This is a genomic window from Kosakonia quasisacchari, from assembly GCF_004331415.1.
GTDB classification, from domain to species: Bacteria; Pseudomonadota; Gammaproteobacteria; order Enterobacterales; family Enterobacteriaceae; genus Kosakonia; species Kosakonia quasisacchari.
Window position 1 is genome coordinate 357,097 of record NZ_SJOP01000001.1, and the last position, 24,128, is coordinate 381,224.

26 protein-coding genes and 1 riboswitch are annotated in these 24,128 nt (G+C 55.3%); of the genes, 15 read left to right on the forward strand and 11 right to left on the reverse strand.

Going from position 1 to position 24,128, the window contains the following annotated elements:
• Positions 1–42: 42 nt before the first annotated feature.
• On the reverse strand, positions 43–831 hold the full coding sequence (gene modE, locus E0L21_RS01785) for a molybdenum-dependent transcriptional regulator (protein ID WP_131406324.1): 789 nt from the start codon (positions 829–831) through the stop codon (positions 43–45).
• 164 nt (positions 832–995) lie between these two features.
• Between modE and E0L21_RS01790 the strand changes: the two genes are divergently transcribed.
• The 4 genes from E0L21_RS01790 (at position 996) to modC (ending at position 3,851) form a co-directional block, all read left to right on the forward strand.
• A complete protein-coding gene (locus E0L21_RS01790) occupies positions 996–1,145 on the forward strand; it encodes an AcrZ family multidrug efflux pump-associated protein (protein WP_017455971.1) in 150 nt (49 codons plus the stop codon).
• Positions 1,146–1,326: 181 nt separating this feature from the next.
• Positions 1,327–2,100 carry a molybdate ABC transporter substrate-binding protein gene (gene modA, locus E0L21_RS01795; RefSeq protein ID WP_131406325.1) on the forward strand — a complete coding sequence of 258 codons (774 nt, stop codon included), beginning with the start codon at positions 1,327–1,329 and terminating at the stop codon, positions 2,098–2,100.
• Positions 2,100–2,789 carry a molybdate ABC transporter permease subunit gene (modB, locus tag E0L21_RS01800; RefSeq protein ID WP_131406326.1) on the forward strand — a complete coding sequence of 230 codons (690 nt, stop codon included), beginning with the start codon at positions 2,100–2,102 and terminating at the stop codon, positions 2,787–2,789. Before modA ends, modB begins: the two co-directional genes overlap by 1 nt.
• A gap of 3 nt (positions 2,790–2,792) precedes the next feature.
• The gene (modC, locus tag E0L21_RS01805) at positions 2,793–3,851 is read left to right on the forward strand and encodes a molybdenum ABC transporter ATP-binding protein ModC (RefSeq protein ID WP_131406327.1); all 1,059 of its coding nucleotides are present in this window, start codon (positions 2,793–2,795) and stop codon (positions 3,849–3,851) included.
• Positions 3,852–3,963: 112 nt separating this feature from the next.
• Here modC and E0L21_RS01810 read toward each other — a convergent pair whose 3' ends face one another.
• On the reverse strand, positions 3,964–4,782 hold the full coding sequence (locus E0L21_RS01810; protein ID WP_131406328.1) for a pyridoxal phosphatase: 819 nt from the start codon (positions 4,780–4,782) through the stop codon (positions 3,964–3,966).
• A 156-nt stretch (positions 4,783–4,938) separates the two neighbouring features.
• Here E0L21_RS01810 and pgl point away from each other — a divergent pair, with 156 nt between their 5' ends.
• Positions 4,939–5,934, forward strand: a complete 996-nt coding sequence (gene pgl, locus E0L21_RS01815; protein WP_131406329.1) for a 6-phosphogluconolactonase — start codon at positions 4,939–4,941, stop codon at positions 5,932–5,934.
• 61 nt (positions 5,935–5,995) lie between these two features.
• Here the strand turns inward: pgl and E0L21_RS01820 are convergent, their stop codons facing one another.
• The 3 genes from E0L21_RS01820 to bioA form a co-directional block, all read right to left on the reverse strand.
• Complete coding sequence (locus E0L21_RS01820; RefSeq protein ID WP_131406330.1) at positions 5,996–7,279, reverse strand: putative acyl-CoA thioester hydrolase; 1,284 nt, start codon at positions 7,277–7,279, stop codon at positions 5,996–5,998.
• A gap of 113 nt (positions 7,280–7,392) precedes the next feature.
• Positions 7,393–7,869 (reverse strand): kinase inhibitor, encoded by a 477-nt coding sequence (locus tag E0L21_RS01825; protein WP_131406331.1) that lies wholly within the window; start codon positions 7,867–7,869, stop codon positions 7,393–7,395.
• 60 nt (positions 7,870–7,929) lie between these two features.
• Entirely contained in the window at positions 7,930–9,216 is a 1,287-nt protein-coding gene (gene bioA, locus E0L21_RS01830; RefSeq protein WP_170312042.1) for an adenosylmethionine--8-amino-7-oxononanoate transaminase, read from the reverse strand.
• 86 nt (positions 9,217–9,302) lie between these two features.
• On the opposite strand from bioA, the gene bioB reads away from it, so the two are divergent.
• Genes bioB through bioD form a run of 4 tightly spaced genes read left to right on the forward strand, consistent with a single transcriptional unit; the run spans position 9,303 to position 12,945 of the window.
• On the forward strand, positions 9,303–10,343 hold the full coding sequence (bioB, locus tag E0L21_RS01835; RefSeq protein WP_131406333.1) for a biotin synthase BioB: 1,041 nt from the start codon (positions 9,303–9,305) through the stop codon (positions 10,341–10,343).
• Positions 10,340–11,494 (forward strand): 8-amino-7-oxononanoate synthase, encoded by a 1,155-nt coding sequence (bioF, locus tag E0L21_RS01840; protein WP_131406334.1) that lies wholly within the window; start codon positions 10,340–10,342, stop codon positions 11,492–11,494. Before bioB ends, bioF begins: the two co-directional genes overlap by 4 nt.
• Complete coding sequence (gene bioC / locus E0L21_RS01845; protein ID WP_131406335.1) at positions 11,481–12,230, forward strand: malonyl-ACP O-methyltransferase BioC; 750 nt, start codon at positions 11,481–11,483, stop codon at positions 12,228–12,230. Before bioF ends, bioC begins: the two co-directional genes overlap by 14 nt.
• The gene (gene bioD / locus E0L21_RS01850) at positions 12,223–12,945 is read left to right on the forward strand and encodes a dethiobiotin synthase (protein ID WP_131406336.1); all 723 of its coding nucleotides are present in this window, start codon (positions 12,223–12,225) and stop codon (positions 12,943–12,945) included. Before bioC ends, bioD begins: the two co-directional genes overlap by 8 nt.
• Here bioD and E0L21_RS01855 read toward each other — a convergent pair.
• On the reverse strand, positions 12,887–13,609 hold the full coding sequence (locus E0L21_RS01855; protein ID WP_131406337.1) for an ABC transporter ATP-binding protein: 723 nt from the start codon (positions 13,607–13,609) through the stop codon (positions 12,887–12,889). The two genes, bioD and E0L21_RS01855, sit on opposite strands and share 59 nt — an antisense overlap.
• A complete protein-coding gene (locus E0L21_RS24910) occupies positions 13,572–13,949 on the reverse strand; it encodes a hypothetical protein (RefSeq protein WP_165501863.1) in 378 nt (125 codons plus the stop codon). Before E0L21_RS24910 ends, E0L21_RS01855 begins: the two co-directional genes overlap by 38 nt.
• 412 nt (positions 13,950–14,361) lie before the next feature.
• Between E0L21_RS24910 and uvrB the strand changes: the two genes are divergently transcribed.
• On the forward strand, positions 14,362–16,383 hold the full coding sequence (gene uvrB / locus E0L21_RS01865) for an excinuclease ABC subunit UvrB (protein WP_131406339.1): 2,022 nt from the start codon (positions 14,362–14,364) through the stop codon (positions 16,381–16,383).
• A gap of 212 nt (positions 16,384–16,595) precedes the next feature.
• Here uvrB and pmrB read toward each other — a convergent pair whose 3' ends face one another.
• The 4 genes from pmrB to yvcK all read right to left on the reverse strand — a co-directional run bounded on the left by pmrB (position 16,596) and on the right by yvcK (position 21,013).
• Positions 16,596–17,681 carry a two-component system sensor histidine kinase PmrB gene (gene pmrB / locus E0L21_RS01870; RefSeq protein ID WP_131406340.1) on the reverse strand — a complete coding sequence of 362 codons (1,086 nt, stop codon included), beginning with the start codon at positions 17,679–17,681 and terminating at the stop codon, positions 16,596–16,598.
• A gap of 3 nt (positions 17,682–17,684) precedes the next feature.
• On the reverse strand, positions 17,685–18,356 hold the full coding sequence (gene pmrA, locus E0L21_RS01875; RefSeq protein ID WP_017455988.1) for a two-component system response regulator PmrA: 672 nt from the start codon (positions 18,354–18,356) through the stop codon (positions 17,685–17,687).
• Positions 18,353–19,996 carry a phosphoethanolamine transferase EptA gene (gene eptA, locus E0L21_RS01880; RefSeq protein WP_131406341.1) on the reverse strand — a complete coding sequence of 548 codons (1,644 nt, stop codon included), beginning with the start codon at positions 19,994–19,996 and terminating at the stop codon, positions 18,353–18,355. Before eptA ends, pmrA begins: the two co-directional genes overlap by 4 nt.
• A gap of 108 nt (positions 19,997–20,104) precedes the next feature.
• Entirely contained in the window at positions 20,105–21,013 is a 909-nt protein-coding gene (gene yvcK / locus E0L21_RS01885; protein WP_131406342.1) for a uridine diphosphate-N-acetylglucosamine-binding protein YvcK, read from the reverse strand.
• Positions 21,014–21,239: 226 nt separating this feature from the next.
• Positions 21,240–21,385: riboswitch (molybdenum cofactor riboswitch) on the forward strand.
• Here yvcK and moaA point away from each other — a divergent pair.
• From moaA to moaE, 5 genes are all read left to right on the forward strand, one after another.
• Positions 21,373–22,362, forward strand: a complete 990-nt coding sequence (gene moaA, locus E0L21_RS01890) for a GTP 3',8-cyclase MoaA (protein WP_131406343.1) — start codon at positions 21,373–21,375, stop codon at positions 22,360–22,362. It overlaps the preceding riboswitch by 13 nt.
• A 17-nt stretch (positions 22,363–22,379) precedes the next feature.
• Positions 22,380–22,892, forward strand: a complete 513-nt coding sequence (gene moaB, locus E0L21_RS01895) for a molybdenum cofactor biosynthesis protein B (RefSeq protein WP_131406344.1) — start codon at positions 22,380–22,382, stop codon at positions 22,890–22,892.
• A 3-nt stretch (positions 22,893–22,895) separates the two neighbouring features.
• Entirely contained in the window at positions 22,896–23,381 is a 486-nt protein-coding gene (moaC, locus tag E0L21_RS01900) for a cyclic pyranopterin monophosphate synthase MoaC (protein ID WP_131406345.1), read from the forward strand.
• A complete protein-coding gene (gene moaD / locus E0L21_RS01905; protein WP_131406346.1) occupies positions 23,374–23,619 on the forward strand; it encodes a molybdopterin synthase sulfur carrier subunit in 246 nt (81 codons plus the stop codon). The genes moaC and moaD overlap by 8 nt, the downstream gene beginning before the upstream one ends.
• 1 nt (position 23,620) lies before the next feature.
• Positions 23,621–24,073, forward strand: a complete 453-nt coding sequence (gene moaE / locus E0L21_RS01910) for a molybdopterin synthase catalytic subunit MoaE (RefSeq protein WP_131406347.1) — start codon at positions 23,621–23,623, stop codon at positions 24,071–24,073.
• Positions 24,074–24,128: the final 55 nt, after the last annotated feature.

The following is a 24,128-nucleotide window of genomic DNA, read 5'->3' on the forward strand; positions in this document are numbered from 1 at the left end:
GAAACTCAGGGATACGTGCAATGCGCTAGCTTGTCAATGCCATCAGCATAACGTGGCGATAATCACGCGATCGGCATTAAAATATGCGGTCACTTCGCTCTGTTCCTGCAAATTATCCATCTTCTGGGTTGGCACGGTGGCGCATAGGAGTTGGCCGTCCGGCAGCGTCATCAGCACTTCGCTTTGCTGCTCGCCGCGCTCGATATGGCTGATGCGCCCGGTAAGCTGGTTATCCGCCTGCGCAGCATTTTTGGCATCCTGCGTGATATTCACCCATGGCGCTTTCAGCAGCACCAGCACCTCTTTACCTTCATCAAGGCCCAGGCGTTCGCCGCTTTGCGCGGTAATAGCGACTTTGAGGCGTGTTTCACCGTCCGCCAGCAGCACGTCGACATGTTGCTGCACGTGGTTGTGGTCGCGCGCTGTGATGGTGCCAAACCACTGATTGCGCGCGCTGGTCTGCAACGAGAAACGCGAAATCGCCGCCAGCAGGCTGTTTAACGGCAGGGCGTCATCGTCACTTAGCACGTCAAAGGCTTTTTGCTGGATTTGTGCCAGCAGATCGTAAAGCTGAATCAGGCGTTGCCCATAGCGCGTCACCACCGCACCGCCGCCGCCTTTACCGCCTGTTGCGCGGTCAACCAGCGTTTGTTCGCTGAGTTGGTTCATCTCATTAATGGCATCCCAGGCGCTTTTATAACTGATGCCTGCGATCTTCGCGCCCTGGCTGATAGAGCCGGTTTCAACAATCTGCTTGAGCAGGGCGATCCGGCGCGGATCGGCAAAAAGGCGCTGCTGGAGTTTGAGTGTGAGGAGAATTTCAGCCTGCATTACGCAATGTCCTGGCAAAAGAACTATTGTGAATGAAAACCGTCACTAAGCCTAGCCTGATGCCGGTGAATGCGCGTAAAGCTGCGAGGCGAATCGCACAAAAGGCGAGTGTTTTTCACCTGAATCAGGCTAGAATGCCCCGTTCACATTTTCTGGAGACGACTATGTTTGAGTTGTTGAAAAGCCTGGTGTTTGCCGTCGTCATGGTGCCTGTCGTGATGGCGATTATCCTGGGGCTGATTTATGGCCTGGGTGAAGTGTTTAACGTGTTTTCCGGCGTCGGTCGCCGCGACCAAAGCCGTCAGCAACGCTGATCCTCTCTTGCAAACGCCCGCTTTCGCGGGCGTTTATTTGTCAGATATTCAAGATCTCGCCACTTCCTGCCGATATATTTATATAGGTTGCTAATTCTTGATGGGTATTACCTAACTGCTGAGAATCTCTGGTAATATCGTTATGTTTTTTTATATATAACGATACTCACAGGAGTTACAAATGGCACGTACATGGTTACGCCTTTTTGCAGGGGCAACATTAACGCTTTCCGTTGCCGGGCATGCTCTGGCTGATGAAAGTAAAATTACCGTTTTTGCAGCAGCGTCACTGACCAACGCGATGCAGGATATCGCGGCGGCCTATAAAAAAGAGAAAAATGTCGAGGTGGTTTCCTCGTTTGCTTCTTCTTCTACACTGGCGCGCCAGATTGAAGCGGGGGCCCCGGCGGATCTGTTCATCTCTGCCGATCAGAAATGGATGGATTACGCGGTAGAGAAAAAATCTATCGATACCGCAACCCGCGCAACACTGCTCGGTAACAGCCTGGTGGTTGTGGCTCCCAAAAGCAGTGCGCAGGGCGATATCGTCATTAATGCTAAAACCGACTGGAACAGTCTGCTGAAAGGCGGACGTCTGGCCGTTGGCGACCCGGAACATGTTCCGGCGGGGATTTATGCCAAAGAAGCATTGACCAAACTGGGCGCATGGGAAATCCTGTCGCCGAAGCTGGCTCCGGCGGAGGATGTGCGCGGTGCGCTGGCGTTAGTGGAACGCAGCGAAGCGCCGCTCGGCATTGTCTACGGCTCTGACGCGGTTGCCAGTAAAGGGGTGAAAGTGGTCGGGACCTTCCCGGAAGATTCACACCAAAAAGTTGAGTACCCGCTGGCTATTATCGAGGGCCATAAAAACGCGACGGTAACGGCGTTTTATGACTACCTGAAAGGCCCGCAGGCTTCTGAAATCTTTAAACGTTACGGATTTACAACGCACTAATGATATTGACGGATCCCGAATGGCAGGCGGTATTGCTGAGCCTGAAAGTCTCATCCCTGGCAGTGGTCTTCAGTTTGCCATTTGGGATCTTCTTTGCCTGGCTGCTGGTGCGTTGCACATTTCCGGGCAAAGCGCTGCTCGACAGTTTGTTGCACCTGCCGCTGGTGCTGCCGCCGGTGGTGGTGGGGTATTTGTTGCTGGTGGCGATGGGGCGACGCGGTTTCATTGGTCAGTGGCTGTATGACTGGTTTGGCATCACCTTCGCCTTTAGCTGGCGCGGCGCAGTATTGGCAGCAGCGGTGATGTCGTTCCCGCTGATGGTGCGCGCCATTCGTCTGGCGCTGGAAGGCGTTGACACCAAACTGGAGCAGGCGGCGCGCACGTTAGGTGCCGGGCGCTGGCGCGTTTTTCTCACCATCACGTTACCGCTTACCTTGCCGGGGATTATCGTCGGCACGGTGCTGGCCTTTGCCCGTTCACTGGGCGAATTCGGCGCGACGATCACCTTCGTTTCCAACATTCCGGGCGAAACCCGCACCATTCCCTCTGCGATGTACACCTTGATTCAGACGCCCGGTGGCGAAGGCGCGGCGGCGCGGTTGTGTATTATCTCGATTGTGCTGGCGCTGGTTTCGCTGCTGGTTTCCGAATGGCTGGCCCGTATTAGCCGCGAAAGGACAGGGAGGTAAGTTATGCTGGAGCTTAATTTCACCCAGACGCTGGGTACGCATCGCTTACACATTGCTGAAACGCTGCCTGCCAGCGGCATCACCGCGATTTTTGGCGTTTCGGGGGCCGGTAAAACCTCGTTAATTAATGCGATTGGCGGTCTGACACACCCGCAGCAGGGGCGGATTGCGCTGAATAATCGCGTGCTGTTTGATACCGAAAGCAAAATTTGCCTGCCGCCGGAGAAGCGGCGTGTCGGCTATGTTTTCCAGGATGCGCGGCTGTTTCCCCATTACAAAGTGCGCGGCAACCTGCGTTACGGCATGGCTAAATCAATGGCTGGCCAGTTCGACAAGCTGGTGGCGTTGCTCGGTATCGAACCGTTGCTCGATCGCTTACCTGGTGGGCTTTCCGGCGGGGAAAAACAACGTGTGGCCATTGGCCGTGCGTTGTTAACCGCGCCAGAATTGATGTTGCTGGATGAACCGCTGGCGTCGCTGGATATTCCGCGTAAGCGCGAGCTGCTGCCGTACCTGCAACGGCTGGCGCAGGAGATCAATATCCCGATGCTGTACGTCAGCCACTCCCTGGATGAAATCCTGCATCTGGCGGATAAAGTAATGGTGCTGGAGGCGGGAGAAGTGAAGGCCTTCGGTAGCCTGGAAGATGTCTGGGGTAGCCGTGTGATGAATCCGTGGTTGCCCGCAGAGCAGCAAAGTAGCGTGTTGAAAGTGGTAGTGCTGGAGCACCATCCGCACTATGCGATGACGGCGCTGGCGCTGGGCGACCAGCATATCTGGGTCAACAAAGTCGATCTGCCGCTGCAAAGCGCGCTGCGGATCCGTATTCAGGCAACGGATGTTTCACTGGTGCTGCAGCCGCCAATGAATACCAGTATCCGTAATATTCTGCGTGCGAAAGTGGCACAGTGCTTTGATGTCGATGGTCAGGTGGAAGTACAACTGGAAGTGGGCAGCCGCACGTTATGGGCGCGTATCAGTCCGTGGGCCAGAGATGAGCTAGCCGTGAAACCTGGTCAATGGCTTTATGCGCAAATCAAGAGCGTATCGATAACTTCGTGATTGTCCGGGATATAAATGCGCACAGCCATGCAAATTCATCTTCCTGCAGTCAATCCCTAAGCCCCTGCATAAGGGGCTAAACCTGAACCATCGGGCAAATCTGAACGGGCGTTTATAGCAGCTCTTGGTAGATAAATTTCGCGATGCTGTCGACGGTGTTATCGCCAATTACCACGTTGGCATGGGCTTTTACCGCGTCGTCGGCATTACCCATCGCCACGCCAATACCGGCGGCTTCCAGCATGCTGATATCGTTATAGTTATCCCCAAATGCCACCACGTCCTTCATCGATAACCCCTGTGACGCCACCCATTCGCTCAGACGTCTGCCTTTGCTGTTGCCCGCACGGGCGATATCCACCTGGTCATGCCATGACCACTCGCACTCCAGCCCCAGCGTTTGTTCCACGTGGTGGGCAAAATTTTTCAGTTTCTGCGTGTCTTCATCGGTGAGCGCGAATTTCCAGATAGACTCAACTTCCTGCGCCGCTGTGCGCAGAGACGTCACTTGCTGGAAGACCGGGCGCTGCTCTGGCGGCAACTGTTGCGCCCAGGTGTTGGTGCGTTCAACATGACCGGTTGGTTTTTCATACAGCATGGCGTTGTCGACGTACATCAGGCCGTGAACTGCGTGCTCATCAAGCAGTGTGATTAACTGCTGGGCTTGTGAAACCGGCAATGGATCGGCGCTTAACACTTTTTTTGCATGATAATCATACAAATAAGTGCCATTACAGCAAATTGCAGGTGTATCCAGCGCCAGTGCCTGATAAAAAGGATGGATGGCAACATGATGTCGACCGGTCACGATAATGAGTTGATGTCCGGCGGCTTTTGCGCGAGCCAGCGCTTCAAGGGATGAGGGCAGAAGCGTTTTTTTCGGGGTCAGTAGCGTACCGTCTAAATCCAGTGCAATCACGCGCGAAGTCATATCGTATTCCGTGGTCGATGTTGAAATTCAAATGTCCGGGGATGGTACACCGGGTCAACGGATGCGCAAAATCTCCGGGTAAAATTCAGCATCAACCAACAAAAGCAGCTATCCTGGTTACTTAATGCAAAAAAGAATTAGAGGAAAGGAGCGTTCATGAAACAAACCGTTTATACCGCCAGCCCGGAAAGTCAGCAGATCCACGTCTGGCGCTTGAACTCTGAAGGTAGCCTGACGCTTGTCCAGGTGGTGGATGTTCCCGGCCAGGTACAGCCGATGGTCGTTAGCCCGGATAAACGTTACCTCTATGTCGGGGTTCGCCCTGAATTTCGCGTTCTCGCGTATCGTATCGCGCCGGATGATGGTGCCCTGACTTTCGCTGCGGAATCTCCGTTGCCGGGCAGCCCGACGCATATTTCGACCGATCGCAGCGGGCGCTTCCTGTTCAGCGCATCCTACAACGCGGGCAGTGTGAGTGTCGTCCGTCTGGACGACGGTCTGCCGGTCGGGATTGTTGATGTGGTGGAAGGGCTGGAAGGGTGCCACTCGGCGAATATCTCCCCGGACAACCGCACCCTGTGGACACCGGCACTGAAACAGGATCGCATCTGCCTGTTTACGCTGGCCGATGACGGCAACCTGACGGCGCAGGATCCTGCTGAAGTTACAACTGTTGAGGGCGCTGGCCCGCGTCATATGGCGTTTCATCCGAACCAGCGTTTCGCCTACTGCGTCAATGAGCTCAACGGTTCAGTGGATGTCTGGCAGCTCAGCGACGCGCACGGCAACATCGAGTGTGTGCAGACGCTGGATATGATGCCTGCGGATTTCAGCGACACGCGCTGGGCGGCGGATATTCATATCACGCCGGATGGTCGTCACCTGTACACCTGCGATCGCACCGCCAGCCTTATCACCGTGTTCAGCGTTTCTGAAGATGGCAGCGTACTGTCTATCGAAGGCTTCCAGCCGACAGAAACGCAGCCGCGCGGCTTCAATATCGATAATCGCGGTCAATACCTGATTGCCGCCGGGCAGAAATCGCACCACATTGCGGTGTATGAGATTGGCGGCGAGCAAGGTCTGCTGACCGAAAAATCCCGCTATGCGGTAGGTCAGGGGCCAATGTGGGTAGTGGTTAACGCCTTCTGATGCTGCATTTCGCGCATAAAAAAACCTCGCCGCGGCGAGGTTTTTTATTATCAAGAGCGGCTTATTTCTTCGGGATCGCCACAACCTGGCTGCCAACGCCGCGGTTGTTGAACTCCCACATGCGGTTGAACTGCGGGTTGTTCAGTTCGCGCTGCACGTTGCCTTTATCGTCAACGGCTCCGGTGTTACCGGCGTAAGCACGACCGGAAACGGCGGCATCGGCCCACGGTTTCGCCACGTTAAAGCCTTCGTTGATCACGCTATCGCGGATCACTACCTGGCCGTTGGTGTTGCCATCAACGTCCAATGAACGGCCGAGCTGTGCCACACCGTTACCGGCGGCGTTAAAGCGGCTGTTCACGGCGAGGAAACCGTAATAAAGGTTAGACAGGGTCGCCGGTGCGAACACGTAACCTTCCTGCTGGGTGCGCGAGTTCACTACGCGGAAATCAGTGTTATCAAACACCACCGCGCCGCGACCAGCCACGATATCAACATCGCCTTCAAGGTAGCTGTTAGTCACCAGCGTGCGGGTCTGACGATCGGTGCGCAGGGTGTTATCCACGCCGCTGTTGGTCACAAAGAAGGTGTTCTGGCGGCCCAGAATATTAACGTTGTTGATCTGCACTTTATCGCCATCGCTGCGCAGCGCCACTGCCTGGTGATTGCCCGCGTCAACGCTGTCGCCCAGCGTATTTTCGATGGTCAGGTTTTGCAGTTGCAGGCCATTGTTCTGTGACCAGAATACTGCCGAGCACATCACACCAACGGTGGCAGTACGTTTGCTCTGGCAGTTATCGAACATATACCACGCTGGTTTGCCCGGCATGTATTTGCCCGACGGATTGACCAGACGACGCCAGCTGTTCGGGTCCATTTCGGCGTCGATGGCCTGTTTGATTTTCACATCCAGCGCTTTCTCGCCGGTACCGTAAAGGGTCACACTGCCCGACGCAGCAGGCACGTACACGGTACCTTCATATTCACCCGGCATCACCGCGATGTACTGACGATCGCTGGCGTGTTTATTGATCGCCGCGTCTACCGCTGCCTGAATGGTGGTGTGCGTCACACCCGGCGTACCGGCCGGGCCGACCACGAAGTTCGCTTTTTCCGGCAGACGAATGGAGACCGGTTTCCATGCCGCGCTATCTGGCGTCATGGCGGTAAAATAGCGGTCCGCTACAAAGTTTTTCGCTTCACCTGCGCTGAGGATTGGGCGCGCGGCGGTGCCAGGCGCTTTCTGTTCAGACGGACGTTCCGCCGGCGGAGTTGAGCTACAGGCGGTCAGTGTCACGCCAAAAGCGAGCGCCAGCGCCAGACGGGAAACCGATGATGTGTTCAAGGGGAGCTCCAGACTATGCAAAAGTTGAAAGAGGACTTCAAAGCCTGCTTTTTTATACTAAGTTGAGCGAAACGGGAAGCCGATTTGTACAATCGGCTGTAAATCCCATCTTTTTAGCTAAAAAGAGCGGTGATCGCGGCGCTGGATAGCGTATGGAAGTGGACATTAAAACCGACCATCGCGCCGCTGGCGTTTTCATCGACCTCAATTTGCTCCACATCCAGGGCATACACGGTAAAGATATAGCGGTGCGTTTCGCCTTTCGGCGGTGCTGCGCCGCCATAACCAGCTTTGCCGAAATCGGTGCGTGTCTGCACCGCGCCATCCGGTAATGCCGCCAGGCCGGAACCTGCGCCTTGCGGCAGAACGCGCGTATCGGCGGGAAGGTTCGCCACCACCCAGTGCCACCAGCCGGAGCCGGTCGGCGCGTCCGGATCGTAGCAGGTTACGACAAAACTTTTGGTTCCGGCAGGAACCTCATCCCACGCCAGATGCGGGGAGATATTGTCGCCATCGTAGCCCATGCCGTTGAACACATGGCGATGGGGCAGTTTTTCGCCGTCGCGTAAATCATGGCTGACCAGCTTCATATGCACTCCTGTTTCTGCTTTTTATGCGTGCGGGAAGTGTAGCCGATCCCCGGCAAAACCTCAGGCAAAAAGGTCATCGCGCAGCACGGCAGCATTGACGGCGCGGGTCAAACGGGAGAGCTGCTCCGGGGTGATGATATACGGCGGCATCAGGTAGATCAGGCGACCAAATGGGCGAATCCACACGCCTTGTTCAACAAAGAAGCGTTGTAGCGCCGCCATATTGACTGGCGAGCGGGTTTCCACCACGCCGATGGCCCCCAGCACGCGCACGTCGGCAACATTGACCGCGTCGCGCGCGGGAGCCAGCTCCGCGTTTAACTGTGCTTCAATCGCCGCCACCTGTGTTTGCCACGCGCCGCTTTGCAAAATCTCAAGACTGGCGTTGGCGGCCGCGCAGGCCAGCGGATTGCCCATAAATGTTGGCCCGTGCATAAAGCAGCCCGCTTCGCCATTGCTGATGGTTTCTGCCACGTTACGTGTGGTGAGCGTTGCCGAAAGCGTCATCGTGCCGCCGGTCAAGGCTTTGCCAAGGCACAGAATATCCGGGGCGATCCCGGCATGTTCACAGGCAAACAGCTTGCCGGTGCGGCCAAAACCGGTGGCGATTTCATCGGCAATCAGCAAGATGCCTTCCCGATCGCACATCTTACGGATGCGCTTCAGCCATTCCGGGTGGTAGATGCGCATGCCGCCCGCGCCCTGCACGACAGGCTCTAAAATCACTGCGGCAATGTCATGGCGATGGGCCGCCATCAGCCGCGCGAAAGCCACCATGTCGTGCTCGTCCCACTCGCCGTCAAAGCGGTTTTGCGGCGCGGGTGCAAACAGGTTTTCCGGCAAATAGCCTTTCCACAGGCTGTGCATGGAGTTATCCGGATCGCAGACCGACATCGCGCCAAACGTGTCGCCGTGATAGCCGTTACGGAAGGTGAGAAAACGTTGCCGTGACTCGCCTTTCGCCTGCCAGTATTGCAGCGCCATTTTCATCGCCACTTCGACCGCAACTGACCCGGAGTCTGCCAGAAAGACGCACTCCAGCGGTTCCGGCGTCATCGCGACCAGCTTGCGGCACAGGTCAATTGCCGGTTGGTGGGTGATGCCGCCAAACATCACATGAGACACCGCGTCGATTTGCGCTTTCATCGCTGCGTTAATGTCCGGGTGCCCGTAGCCGTGGATCGCAGCCCACCAGGAAGACATGCCGTCCACCAGGTGTTCGCCGCTGCTGAGTATCAGTTCGCAACCCTGTGCGGACTGTACCGGGTAAACGGGCAGCGGGGAGGTCATCGAGGTGTAAGGGTGCCAGATATGTCGCGTGTCAAAGGCGAGATCGTCCAGGGTCATAATCGACTTGTAAACCAAATTAAAAAGTTTTAGGTTTACGAGTCTACACCGAATAACGATTTTACAACACCTTTTGGAGACGCCCGATGGCTCACCACGCACGCTGGACAATGTCGCAAGTGACTGCGCTATTTGAAAAACCTTTCCTTGAACTGCTGTTTGAAGCGCAGCAGGTACATCGCCAACACTTCGATCCGCGCCAGGTTCAGGTCAGCACGTTGCTGTCGATTAAAACCGGTGCCTGCCCGGAAGATTGTAAATACTGCCCGCAGAGTGCGCGCTATAAAACCGGGCTGGAGTCCGAACGGTTAATGGAAGTTGAACAAGTGCTGGAGTCTGCCCGCCAGGCGAAACGCGCGGGATCGACGCGTTTTTGCATGGGCGCGGCGTGGAAAAACCCGCACGATCGCGATATGCCCTACCTCGAAAAAATGGTCGAAGGGGTGAAAGCGATGGGGCTGGAAGCCTGCATGACGCTGGGCACACTCAACGAAAACCAGGCGCAGCGGCTGGCTTCCGCGGGGCTTGATTACTACAACCACAACCTCGATACCTCACCGGAATTTTACGGCAACATCATCACCACCCGCACCTATCAGGAGCGCCTCGACACGCTCGATAAAGTGCGCGACGCGGGGATTAAAGTCTGCTCCGGCGGGATTGTCGGTCTTGGCGAAACGGTCAACGATCGCGCCGGTTTGTTATTGCAACTGGCGAACCTGCCGACACCGCCGGAAAGCGTGCCGATCAATATGCTGGTCAAAGTGAAAGGGACGCCGCTGGCGGATAACGAGGATGTCGACGCCTTTGATTTTATCCGCACCATTGCTGTTGCGCGCATCATGATGCCGACCTCGCATGTGCGTCTTTCTGCCGGACGCGAGCAGATGAATGAGCAAACTCAGGCGATGTGCTTTATGGCCGGGGCGAACTCCATATTCTACGGCTGCAAACTGCTTACCACGCCGAACCCGGAAGAGGATAAAGATCTGCAACTGTTCCGTAAGCTTGGCCTGAACCCGCAGCAGACCGCGGTGCAAAACGGCGACAATGAACAGCAACAGCAGATAGAGCAACAACTGTTGCACGCCGATACCGACCAGTATTACAACGCGGCAGCCGTATGAGCTGGCAGCAGCGCATAGACACCGCTCTGAGTGAGCGCCGCGCGGCGGATGCGCTGCGCAGAAGGCAAACCGTCACGCAGGGCGCGGGGCGCTGGCTTACGCTTGGCGAGCAGCGCTTTTGCAACTTCTCCAGTAATGATTACCTCGGTTTAAGCCAGCATCCCACCGTGATCCGCGCCTGGCAACAGGGCGCGGAACGTTATGGCGTGGGCAGTGGCGGTTCCGGGCATGTGAGTGGTTACACCACCGCGCACCATGCGCTGGAGGAGGAACTGGCTGACTGGCTCGGTTACTCGCGTGCGTTGCTGTTTATCTCTGGTTTTGCCGCTAATCAGGCGGTCATTGCTGCGCTGACTGGTAAAGAAGACCGGATTGCCGCTGACAAATTTAGCCACGCATCGCTGCTGGAGGCCGCCAGCCACAGTCAGGCACAACTGCGACGTTTCTCGCATAACGATGCCGGGCAACTGACCACGCTGCTGGCAAAACCGCTTGCAGGGCAGCAACTGGTGGTTACCGAGGGCATTTTCAGTATGGATGGCGACAGCGCACCGCTGGCGGTCATTGCTGATGCCTCGCGGGAAGCACAGGCCTGGTTGATGGTGGATGATGCGCACGGCATTGGTGTGTCGGGTGAGCAAGGGCGCGGCAGTTGTCACTTACACGGCATCAAGCCGGAGGTGCTGGTGGTGACCTTTGGTAAAGGTTTTGGCGTCAGCGGTGCGGCGGTGTTGTGCAGCGACACGGTAGCGGATTACCTGCTGCAATTTGCCCGCCATCTGATTTACAGCACCTCAATGCCCCCGGCGCAGGCCGTGGCGCTGGGGGCGGCATTGCAGGTTATTCGTAGCGACGACGGTAATGCGCGGCGTGAAAAGCTGGCGGCGCTGATTGCCCATTTTCGCCACGGCGTGGCACATCAGGCCGTGACGATGACCGATTCCTCCAGCGCAATTCAACCGCTGATTGTCGGCGAGAATAGCCGCGCGCTGTGGCTGGCAGAACGCTTGCGCCAGCGCGGCTGTTGGGTGACTGCTATTCGCCCGCCCACCGTACCGCCGGGCACGGCACGTTTGCGCCTGACGCTGACCGCAGAGCACCAGTTCGACGATATCGACCGCTTGCTGGAGGCCTTGCATGACAGTGAATAAACAGGCGGTCGCCGCTGCTTTTGGCCGTGCGGCGCAGAGTTACGCTCAGCACGACGAATTGCAGCGCCGAAGCGCCGATCTGCTGTTATCCAGGTTGGGCGCTGTCACGCCTGCTCAGGTGCTGGACGCCGGTTGTGGACCCGGCACGATGAGCCGCTACTGGCGCGGGCAGGGCAGTGAGGTAATGGCGTTGGATCTCTCAGTGAATATGCTTGATGAAGCGCGCCGCCAGCACAGTGCCCAGCGCTATGTCCGTGGTGACATTGAAGCCATGCCGCTGGCGGATGCGCAATTTTCGCTGGTCTGGAGCAACCTGGCGGTGCAGTGGTGTGATGATTTGCGCCAGGCTATCGGGGAGATGTATCGCGTCACCCAGCCCGGCGGTTGTGTTGCTTTTACGACACTGGTCGCGGCCTCGCTGCCGGAGCTGAACGAAGCGTGGCGCGCGATTGATGACCATCCGCACGCCAACCGTTTCTTAACTTTGCCCACAATCGAGCAGGCGTTACGTGGCTGGCGTCTGCGCAGTGGCGTTGAAACGATAACCTTGCGCTTTGACGATGCCACCGCCGCACTGCGCTCGCTAAAAGGTATTGGCGCAACACATTTACATGCGGGCAGGCAGCAGGGGCTGACTCGCGGCAAACTGCAACGCCTGCAGCTGGCCTGGCCGCAGCAGCAGGGCAAATACCCGCTGACATACCATCTTTTTTGGGGAGTTGTTGTCCGTGATTGAACGTTATTTTGTGACCGGTACGGATACGGAAGTTGGGAAAACAGTCGCCAGTTGTGCGCTGTTGCAAGCGGCGAACCTGCGCGGTTTACGCAGCGCGGGGTATAAACCGGTGGCTTCCGGGAGTGAGATGACCGCAGAGGGGCTGCGCAACAGCGATGCGCTGGCGCTGCAGCACCACAGCAGCCTGCCGATGGCGTATAAAACCGTTAATCCGTATACCTTTGCAGAACCGACATCACCGCATATTGTCAGTGCCGATGTGGGTGAACCGATTGATGCGCAGGTGATGTCTGCCGGGCTGCGCGCGCTGGAAACGCAGGCGGAGTGGCTGCTGGTTGAAGGTGCGGGAGGCTGGTTTACACCGCTTTCCGAGACGTTCACCTTCGCCGATTGGGTGGCGCAGGAACAGCTACCGGTGATTCTGGTGGTCGGGGTGAAACTCGGTTGTATTAACCATGCCATGCTAACCGCGCAAGCGGTGCGCCAGGCGGGGTTACGGCTGGCGGGGTGGATTGCCAACGATGTGGTGCAGCCGGGCAAGCGGCACCTGGAGTATCTGGCAACGCTTCGGCGCGTGATGCAGGCTCCGCTGATTGGCGAAATTCCCTGGTTTGCCCACGCACCGGAAAAAGAAAAAACGGGTCATTATCTTGATCTCAGCGTCCTGACTCCGACGTCATCCATTTTGAAAGCAACGGATCATCAAGTTGTTTAACATCGCCCTGCGCGACATTGCGCCCACGGTGCAGCAGGCAGAAACGGTCGGCGACCCGGCGAATAAATGACAAGTGCTGTTCAGCCAGCAGAATGGTCATGCCAAACTCTTGGTTGAGCCGCACGATCAAATTCCCCAGTTTGTGAATAAAGGCCTGACCCAGACCGCGGGTCGGCTCATCCAGGATCAACAGCCGTGGGTGCGTAACCAGCGCTCGCGCCATCGCCAACTGTTGTTGATTATCCTCTGATAGCTCCGCGCCACGTACCTGGCGCAGCTCATACAGTTCCGGGAACAAATCGTAAATATCCCGGCGCACTGCGCTGCCCGGCTCACTTCCGGCGCGCATGGCGACATGCAGATTTTCCTCAATGGTGAGTTGCGAAAAAATCCGCCTGTCCTGCGGCACATAGCTGATGCCGATGGCGCTGCGGTGTTCGGCTTGCAAAGAGAGCAGGTCGCGCGGCGGAGCGCCCGCGTCCTGCCAAATCATGCTACCGCTTTCAATCGGCAAATAGCCGGTGATGCAATTCACCAGTGTCGTTTTGCCCATGCCTGGCAACCCAATAACTGATGTGCAGACCCCGGGGGATAAATCGAGGTCGACATTCCACAATGTATGCTGATTACCGTAATACTGATTTACTGCGCGTAAGCTCAACATTGTCCGCTCCTTGTTTCGGATCTGATGACCAAGATGATTTTGCAAAAGGCTTGCCAGAACATAAAAAAGGCTTTTTTTTCGGATGCCGCTGAGAAAAGTGGCTTTTAAAACGCGAGGAGGGAAGAAGCCAGGTAAAAATTCTGCACTTTGCCAGTGCTTGCAGTGTTGAGTTGTGGTGCAGTAATGGCCGGATCTGTGAGAACGATCTCATGCGGATCCTGCGTTTCGTTTGCTGATAATTATCAAAAAGAAATGATAAAAAATTTTTAGCGGCACCTGCCTGGGACAAAATGGGATTTGGCGGGAAGGCGAGGTGTCCGGCCTGGCGGCAGTTATCCACTATTCCTGTGGATAACCTTGTGTATTAGAGTTAGAAAACATGCGGCAAGCGAGAAAGGACGCGGGTTGCGCCTGAATTGGTGTTAAACACGTCTTTTTGAAATTACATCTAATAATCAAAAGGTTATATAAAAGCAATGCCTGTAAGAAAAGTGTCACTCGCTGCCACAAAACTTTCAAAGGCTCGCTTGACAAATGTTAAAAGAGGAAAAATTTTGGGGATAACCTGAAAGGGTTGGTGTTTTATCTTGTCCGCGCTGAAATTTGAGGGGAGAAGCGACGCCTTAACGGGGAGTAGAACAGATTGCCTATTTCGCTACTGTTTTTTCATCCAGTGTTATTTATTGGCAAAAGTGAACAGGGTGAGTAAAATGTGTTACCTGCCCGCTCATTCCTTCATCAGGTAGCCGTTCATGAGTAAACCGTTCAAACTGAATTCCGCTTTTCGTCCTTCCGGCGATCAGCCTGAAGCTATCCGCCGCCTCAAGGAAGGTCTGGAAGACGGCCTTGCGCACCAGACGCTGCTCGGGGTGACGGGTTCAGGGAAGACATTCACCGTTGCTAATGTGATTGCCGATCTCCAGCGCCCAACAATGGTGCTGGCGCCGAATAAAACGCTGGCCGCGCAGCTGTATGGTGAAATGAAAGAGTTCTTCCCGGATAACGCGGTGGAGTATTTCGTCTCTTACTACGATTACTACCAGCCGGAAGCGTATGTCCCAAGTTCCGACACCTTTATCGAAAAAGATGCCTCGGTGAATGAACATATTGAGCAGATGCGTCTGTCAGCAACGAAGGCGTTACTGGAGCGTCGCGATGTGATTGTGGTGGCATCCGTCTCTGCCATCTACGGTCTGGGCGATCCGGACCTCTACCTGAAAATGATGCTGCACCTGACTAAGGGCATGATCATCGATCAGCGCGCGATCCTGCGCCGCCTGACGGAGCTGCAATATACCCGCAACGATCAGGCGTTCCAGCGCGGTACTTTCCGTGTGCGTGGCGAAGTTATCGATGTGTTCCCGGCGGAATCTGACGATCTGGCGCTGCGTATCGAATTATTCGATGAAGAAGTTGAACGGCTGTCGCTATTCGATCCGCTGACCGGTCATATTGAATCGGGCATCCAGCGTTTCACCATCTACCCGAAAACGCACTACGTGACGCCACGCGAGCGTATCGTGCAGGCGATGGAAGAGATCAAAGTTGAGCTGGCTGAACGCCGTAAGTCGCTACTGGCCAATAATAAACTGCTGGAAGAGCAGCGGCTCAGCCAGCGTACTCAGTTCGACCTGGAGATGATGAACGAGCTGGGCTACTGCTCGGGGATTGAAAACTACTCGCGCTATCTTTCCGGTCGTGGGCCGGGCGAGCCGCCGCCGACGCTGTTCGACTACTTGCCTGCTGATGGTCTGCTGGTGATCGACGAATCACACGTTACCATTCCGCAGATTGGCGGGATGTATCGCGGCGACCGCGCGCGTAAAGAGACGCTGGTGGAATATGGTTTCCGCCTGCCGTCGGCGCTGGATAACCGGCCGTTAAAATTTGAAGAGTTTGAAGCGCTGGCACCGCAGTCGATTTATGTTTCGGCGACGCCAGGTAATTACGAGCTGGAGAAATCAGGCAGCGAAGTGATTGATCAAGTGGTGCGCCCGACTGGCCTGCTCGATCCGGTGATTGAAGTGCGCCCGGTGGCGACTCAGGTGGACGATCTGCTTTCTGAAATTCGCCTGCGCGCCGCGATTAATGAACGTGTTTTGGTCACGACGCTGACCAAACGCATGGCGGAAGATCTTACGGAATATCTGGAAGAGCATGGCGAGCGGGTACGTTATCTGCACTCGGATATCGACACCGTTGAACGTATGGAGATTATCCGCGATTTGCGCCTTGGCGAGTTCGACGTGCTGGTCGGCATCAACTTGCTTCGTGAGGGGCTGGATATGCCGGAAGTGTCGCTGGTGGCGATTCTGGATGCCGACAAAGAGGGGTTCCTGCGTTCCGAGCGTTCGCTTATCCAGACCATTGGCCGCGCCGCACGTAACATTAACGGTAAAGCCATTCTTTATGGCGACAGGATCACGCCGTCAATGGCGAAAGCGATTGGCGAAACCGAGCGCCGTCGTGAGAAACAGCAGCAATATAACGAAGAGCACGGTATTACGCCGCAAGGTCTGAACAAGAAAGTGGTGGATATTCTTGCGCTTGGCGAAGGGCTGGCGAAGACGCGCGCGAAAGGGCGTGGCAAAGCGCGCACCCCTGCTCAGGTGGAAGCTGCTGAACTGGCGCTCACGCCGAAAGCGCTGCAGCAGAAAATCCACGAACTGGAAGGCCAGATGATGCAACATGCGCAGAACCTGGAGTTTGAAGAGGCGGCGAAAGTGCGCGACCAACTGCACCAGCTGCGCGAGCTATTTATTGCCGCATCGTAATCTCTTCAGGTAATTTGATCGCACAAAATAACAAAAAAGAGAGCCGGTTAGGGCTCTCTTAATGTTGGCTTAACCTACGCCTGACACACTGCCCACCGGTATTCTGGAGGGCAATCTGATGCAGCAATTTAAGGTTCGTGAATTTTTTGCCGTCGCTTTCGCGCTGGCGTTAGTCATTGGGTTTGCCCATCTTTGGGTGCTGACTTATTGATTTATACCTGGCGAGCAGCCGGGAGAAATTTAACCCACGCCCGCACGCCAGACTGTGTCAGCCGATTGTGTAAAAAGAACTGCGCATCATGCAGTTGCGCGATACGCGACACAATGCTTAATCCCAGACCTGCGCCGCCATAGCGGCTGTCCATGCGTACGAAGGCTTTACTGAGCTCTCCGCTGCGGCTTTCATCAATGCCTGGTCCTTCATCTTCTACCGCAAGTACCGGTGTGGCAGCGTTTTCGATACGCACCGTAATCGCCGATCCTGCCGGGCTATAGCGGTGCGCATTTTCCACCAGATTTCTCACCAGCAGCCGCAGCAGCGTGGCATCACCGGCGACCGCAATGTCACTTTCAGGCTCTGCGATTTCCAGCCTCTGTTCGCGCGCGGTCAGCATGTTTTCCAGCTCACTACGAATCGGTTGAACAACATCCTGCAACAGCATCACTTGCTGATAGCTGCCAGCGGAGAAAGACTGCCCGACGCGCGCCAGCAGCAACAGCTGGGCAATGTTTTCCGTCATTTGCTCAAGGCGCTGTACCAGCGGGTCGACGTTGATACCGCTGGTTTTCGCCATCAATTCCAGATGCAGACGTAACCCCGCCAGCGGTGTGCGCAGCTCATGGGCAACGTCGGCGGTGAACAACCGTTCTCTGTCGAGGGTTAGCGTCAGGCGGGAGACCAGCTCATTAATCGATGAGGTAACAGCTTCCACTTCGCTGACGCTATTGTTCAACGTGATGGGTTGCAGGTTGTTCGGTGTACGTTTATTCAGCTCTTCCTGCAACTCAAGCAGCGGGCGGGTAATGGCTTTTACCGCCTGCATACAGAGCAGCAACGCCAGGCCGATGATCAGCAGGCTTGGCACCAGCAGGCTAGCCACCGCTTCGCGGACTTCATGCTCGATATGTTTGCGGTTGTTGTGGTTATGAATGGCTGCCTGTACCAGTAACTGGATTTGCTCTTCGCTTTCATGCCACAGCCAGAACACGCTAACTAACTGGCAAAACACCAGAATGCCACCGATGGTGAGTAACAAACGGCGGCGCATGCTCCAGTGTCTGAAATTGAAGAGCGCCATCAATCAGCTCCGTTCCTGCGGTTGCACCAGCATATAGCCAAACCCACGCACTGTGCGGATACGCGATTTGCCGATTTTGTCGCGCAAATTATGGATATGTACTTCCAGCGTATTCGTCGACGGTTCGTTATCCCAGTTGTAAATATCGTTATAGAGGATCTCCCGGTGTACCGGGCTTTCGGCTTTCAGCATCAGGCGCGACAGCAGGGCGTACTCTTTCGGGGTCAGCTCCAGCAACTGTTCATCCAGCCACGCCTGGCGGCGGGTTACATTCAGCGTCAGATTACCGTGGCTGATTTCGTTATCGCCCTGGTTATTATGGCGGCGCAGCAGTGCGCGAATACGGGCATTCAGCTCGTCCAGCGCAAAGGGTTTGACCAGGTAGTCGTCTGCCCCGGTATCCAGCCCCGCAACGCGATCTTCAAGCGTATCGCGGGCGGTGAGGATCAGCACCGGCAGCGTATATTTTTCGCGGCGCAGACGGGTGAGCAGATGTAAACCGTCTTCATCTGGCAGCCCCAAATCAAGCACCAGCAGGCTGTAATGACCGTTCGCCAGACACAGCGCAGCTTCATGCGCGGTAGAAACGCCATCGCAGGCGTACCCTTCGCTTTGCATCGCCAGAATCAACCCCTGCAACAGCAGAGCATCGTCTTCAACCACCAGAATTTTCATTTCAACTGCCCCCGACATGCGGTTAACAGATCGTCTTCAGCACGGTACTCTTTTGTGCTGACACCCAGTATACCCAACATCGTCGGGAAGAGGTTGTCCTGTGAAACCGCCTTCTCCCGCGCATTTTTTTGCAGACACTGACTGTTCACGCCATAGCGCGTTTCATACTCCTGCGACAGCCAAATCAGCAGCGGAACATGTTTTTGTGTTTCCGGCGCGATGGAGTACGGCAGGCCGTGCAAGTAAACGCCATTTTCGCCAAGCGACTCACCGTGATCGGAGAGATAAACCAGGCTGGTGGTAAATTTATCCTGCTTCGATTGCAGCAATTTTATCGCTTTATCAACAATATAATCGACGTACAAAATGGTGTTGTCATAGGTATTAATCAGCTGCTGCTGTGAGCAGGTCTGAATTTCATTGGTATCACAGGTCGGTGTAAATTTACGGAACTGCGCCGGGTAGCGGTTGTAATACGTCGGCCCGTGGCTGCCGATGGTGTGTAATACAATCAGCCCGTCACCCTGTAATTTATCGATATAACTGGCGAGATCGTGGAATAAAATCTCATCCTGGCATTCGCCTTTAATACAGTAATCCGGCAAGTTTAATTGCGTCATATCCTGGTGCGGAACACGATCGCATGCGCCTTTACAGCCGCCATCGTTTTCATTCCACAACACATTGACGCCCGCTCGTTGAATAATATCCAGCAACCCTTCCTGATGCGCCGCCAGTTGATCGTCATAGTGAGCGCGCGGCATGCCGGAAAACATGCACGGCACGGAGACGGCGGTCGCGGTTCCACAGGAAGCGGTGTTCGGGAAGTAGATGACGTTATCTTGTTTTAACAACGGGTTGGTTTCACGCTCATACCCGCCGAGCGAAAAGTTTGCCGCGCGCGAGGTTTCACCCAGCACCAGAATGGTGAGGTTTTTACGCGCACCGTGCTGCATTTCAGGGCGTTGACGCGCATCTTCGCCAATGCGTACCAGTGGCAGATTGGCGGTGCGATTATGGGAATACCACGACAGTGAAGCAGTAATTGAGTTTGACGGGCTGAGTGATTTCACCAGCTCTTTATTATTGCGAAACAGCGAGGCGTAATCTTTATAAAACAACAACGCGACTGCCACGATAATCAGCACAGAAATAATGATGCTGGCAACGCGCAACATCACGCTGCGTAACGCTGAACGGGCGGGCTTAATATTAATCCACCAGGCGATAACCACTGCCAGAATGCCGGTCAGTAGCAGCGTCAGCACCAATTTAGTCGACAGCAGGGCGAAACTTTCCGCTGGGGTGGTGTCGAGAATATTGGTGATCATCGAACGATCGATAATGATGCCAAACGTCGAAATGAAATACTGTGCCGCCGAACTCACCAGTACAAAGAGTGAGATAACCAGGCGATCAAGACGCACAAACGACGCCAGAGACAGCACAATATTAATAACGCTGAAAGCGACCAGCGGCATGGAGAGAAAAACCAGCCAGCTATGCAATGAGTTCACCGGCAATAAAGTGAATGCCTGGTGATAAAACGCAATATTCAGGCCCAGCGCAATATAAGCCGCAAAGATCAGAATAAAATGTAGACGGCTTAAGGTTGGCCGACGAAGGTGAAGCATACGCATAGACAGATCCTGCAATGAAAGTAGCGCTATGCTGACAGCCGATTTTTAAGACAACCTTAAGAAATTAAGCAAAGCGCTGGGGCGAGAGAAAATTCCCTCGCCCGCGTCTTAACCCAGATGTTGCACTGCTTTCTCTAGCGCTACGCGCAACAGATGTCTGTCGTGGCGGTAGGGAATGTCGCTGGCTTCCAGCACTTCCTGAATGATTAACCTATCGCTAACGGCTTGCGTGTCGACTTTTGGGCCAACAATGGCGGCATCGATGATTTTTTTGCCGACATACTGCTCCATAATTGCCAGTTTGTCTGCCAGCGTCAGGCTGGCGGCGGCCGGGCTGAGTTCTTTACCGAGGTTACCAATATAAACTACCGGTGCGGGTGTCCGGCGTAATGCCTGCGCCAGATCGTCCAGCAGCAGCAGCGGCAGCAGGCTGGTGTAAAAGCTGCCAGGGCCAATGATAATCAAATCTGCTTCTGCAATTGCCTGTACCGCTTCGCGAGTTGCATGCACCTTCGGAAACAGCATTAATTCCTGGATTGGTGCATGAAGCTGGTCAATGTTGACTTCGCCATAAACCGGATGCCCTTCACTGTCGGTGGCCATCAAATCGACAGGTTGCTCAGACATCGGGATTAAAAACGCGTCCACCTTTAATAAATTTCGAATTAAATTGATGGCTTCCAGAGGCCGCACACTGAGGTGATCGAGCGCCTTTAACATTAAATTTCCGAGGTTATGCCCGGAAAGTTCGCCATTACCGCTAAAACGGTATTCAAACATGGCAGACGCCACACTCGGTTCGGTAATGAGCTGGTTTAAACAATTACGCATATCGCCCCAGGCAATTCCGCCTTCAGAGCGGCGAATACGCCCGGTTGAACCGCCGTTATCGGTGGTGGTGACAATGCCGGTAAGCCGCGATCCCAACGATGCAAGCGAAGACATCACACGCCCGAGGCCATGTCCGCCACCGAGGGCGACAACACGATCCAGGTCTGCAAGTGTGCGATTACGCATAATGGTTCCTTAAGAAAATTTACCGCGCTACGTTAGCCTAAATACCACTAAAAGACGATGCCGCGCAGAGAGTAAAATGACGCATATCAAAGCAAAAAGGCGATTTTCGCGTACTCTGTTGCGAAAGTGCACGATCATGTCGCTATGTATGTGTTTATATAGCGGTGATCGTGATGGCGAAAGCCCGACGATCGCGCTACTATCGCCTAAGCAATTTTAGCGTTACTGACAAAACATACACTCAAGCCTAAGCAACCTAACTCTCACGACATGGTGCTTTGGCCGTAGCAAAACCGAATGGTTTCGCTGCCAGGGTGCAGAAAGAAATGACTGCATCTCCCGTACTTGGAAAGGTGTACATGACCTCACAACTTATCGATGCGTTCGCGCGTAAGTTCTATTACTTGCGTTTGTCGATCACTGATGTGTGCAATTTTCGTTGCACATACTGTCTGCCCGATGGCTACAAGCCGAGCGGCGTCAACAATAATGGCTTCCTGAGCGTCGAGGAAATTCGCCGGGTTACGCGCGCGTTTAGTGCCATGGGCACGGAGAAAGTGCGCCTGACCGGTGGGGAACCCTCCCTGCGCCGCGATTTTGCCGACATCATCGCGGCGGTGCGTGAAAACAGCGCCATCCGCCAGATTGCCGTCACCACCAATGGATACCGCCTTGCGCGCGACGTTGCCGAGTGGCGCGATGCTGGCCTTACCGCCATCAACGTCAGCGTCGACAGCCTCGATGCGCGCCAGTTTCACGCCATTACCGGGCAGGATAAATTCCGCCAGGTAATGGATGGCATTGATGCTGCTTTCAGCGCCGGGTTTACCAAGGTCAAAGTCAACACCGTGCTGATGCGCGACGTGAATCACCATCAGCTCGACACCTTTCTGGCGTGGATCAAATCGCGCCCCATCCAGCTACGCTTTATTGAACTGATGGAAACCGGCGAGGGCAGCGAGCTTTTCCGTAACCATCATATTTCCGGCATGGTGCTACGCGATGCGCTGCTAAAACGTGGTTGGATCCATCAATTGCGTCAGCGCAGCGACGGCCCGGCGCAGGTTTTCTGCCACCCGGATTATGAGGGTGAAATCGGGCTTATCATGCCGTATGAAAAAGATTTCTGCGCCAGTTGCAACCGCCTGCGCGTCTCCTCGACCGGTAAATTGCATCTGTGCCTGTTTGGCGATGGCGGCGTGAATCTGCGCGATCTGCTGCAAGACGATGCGCAGCAAACAATGCTGGAACAGCGTATTGCCGTGGCGTTAACGCACAAAAAGCAGACGCACTTCCTGCATCAGGGCGATACAGGCATTACGCAAAACCTTTCATACATCGGCGGTTAAACCGCAAGGAGAATGACATGAGTCAGGTCAGCGCTGAGTTTATCCCGGTCAGGCTAGCTATTTTGACGGTCTCCAGCCGTCGCGGTGAAGAAGACGATACTTCCGGTCACTGGCTGCGCGACGCCGCGCATGAAGCCGGTCACCAACTGGTCGATAAAGCCATTGTCAAAGAGAACCGTTACGCCATTCGTGCCCAGGTTTCCGCGTGGATCGCAAGCGATGATGTGCAGGTTGTGTTGATCACCGGCGGCACCGGTTTGACGGAAGGCGATCAGGCACCGGAAGCGCTATTGCCGCTGTTTGATCGCGAAGTCGAAGGGTTTGGCGAAGTGTTCCGCATGCTCTCTTTTGAAGAGATTGGCACGGCGACACTGCAATCCCGCGCTGTCGCCGGTATGGCGAATAAAACGTTGATTTTTGCCATGCCCGGTTCGACCAAAGCCTGTCGCACCGCATGGGAAAATATCATTGCGCCGCAGCTGGATGCGCGCACGCGCCCGTGTAATTTCCATCCCCATCTTAAGAAATAAGTTATGTCACAACTGACCCATATTAATGCCGACGGCGAAGCGCACATGGTGGATGTCTCCGCCAAAACGGAAACCGTCCGCGAAGCTCGTGCTGAAGCGTTCGTCACCATGTCGCCGCAAACGCTGGCGATGATCGTCGACGGTAGCCATCACAAAGGCGATGTCTTTGCGACCGCGCGTATCGCCGGGATCCAGGCGGCGAAACGCACTTGGGAGCTGATCCCTCTGTGCCATCCGCTATTGTTGAGCAAAGTCGAAGTGCTGTTACAGGCGCAGCCGGAACAAAACCGCGTGCGTATCGAAGCCGTGTGCCGCCTGAGCGGCAAAACCGGCGTGGAGATGGAAGCGCTCACGGCGGCCTCGGTCGCAGCGTTAACCATTTACGATATGTGTAAAGCGGTGCAGAAAGATATGGTGATTGGTCCGGTGCGCTTGCTGGCAAAAAGCGGCGGCAAATCAGGTGATTTCAGGGCGGATGACAATGATTAAAGTCCTTTTTTTCGCGCAAGTGCGCGAGCTGGTCGGCTGCGACAGCACCACCATGAATACCGTTTTCCCTTCGGTGGAGGCGCTGCGTCAGCATCTGGCTGCGCAGGGCGATCGCTGGGCGCTGGCGCTGGAAGAGGGCAAACTGCTGGCGGCGGTCAACCAGACGCTGGTCAGTTTTGATCATCCGTTGCAAAGCGGCGATGAAGTCGCTTTCTTCCCGCCGGTTACCGGAGGCTGAAATGAGCGAAACGCGAATTTGCGTCGATCATGCGACGTTCAGCGTCGGTGACGAGTACGCCTGGCTGGCCGCTCGTGATGAAGACGGCGCGGTGGTGACGTTTACCGGCAAAGTGCGCAATCACAATTTAGGTGACAGCGTCAGTGCGTTGACGCTGGAACATTATCCAGGCATGACGGAAAAATCGCTGGCGGAAATCGTTGATGAAGCGCGCAGCCGCTGGCCGCTCGGGCGCGTCACCGTCTATCACCGCGTGGGCGAATTGTGGCCGGGCGACGAAATTGTCTTTGTTGGCGTAGCCAGCGCGCACCGCAGCAGCGCCTTTGAAGCCGGGCAATTTATTATGGATTACCTGAAAACCCGCGCGCCCTTCTGGAAACGCGAAGCGACGCCGGAAGGCGATCGTTGGGTGGAAGCCCGTGACAGTGACAAGCAGGCGGCGAAACGTTGGTAATCCGTTGAGCAGGGATGTGTTAACCTTAAAAGGCTAACCCATCAATCTGGAGTGA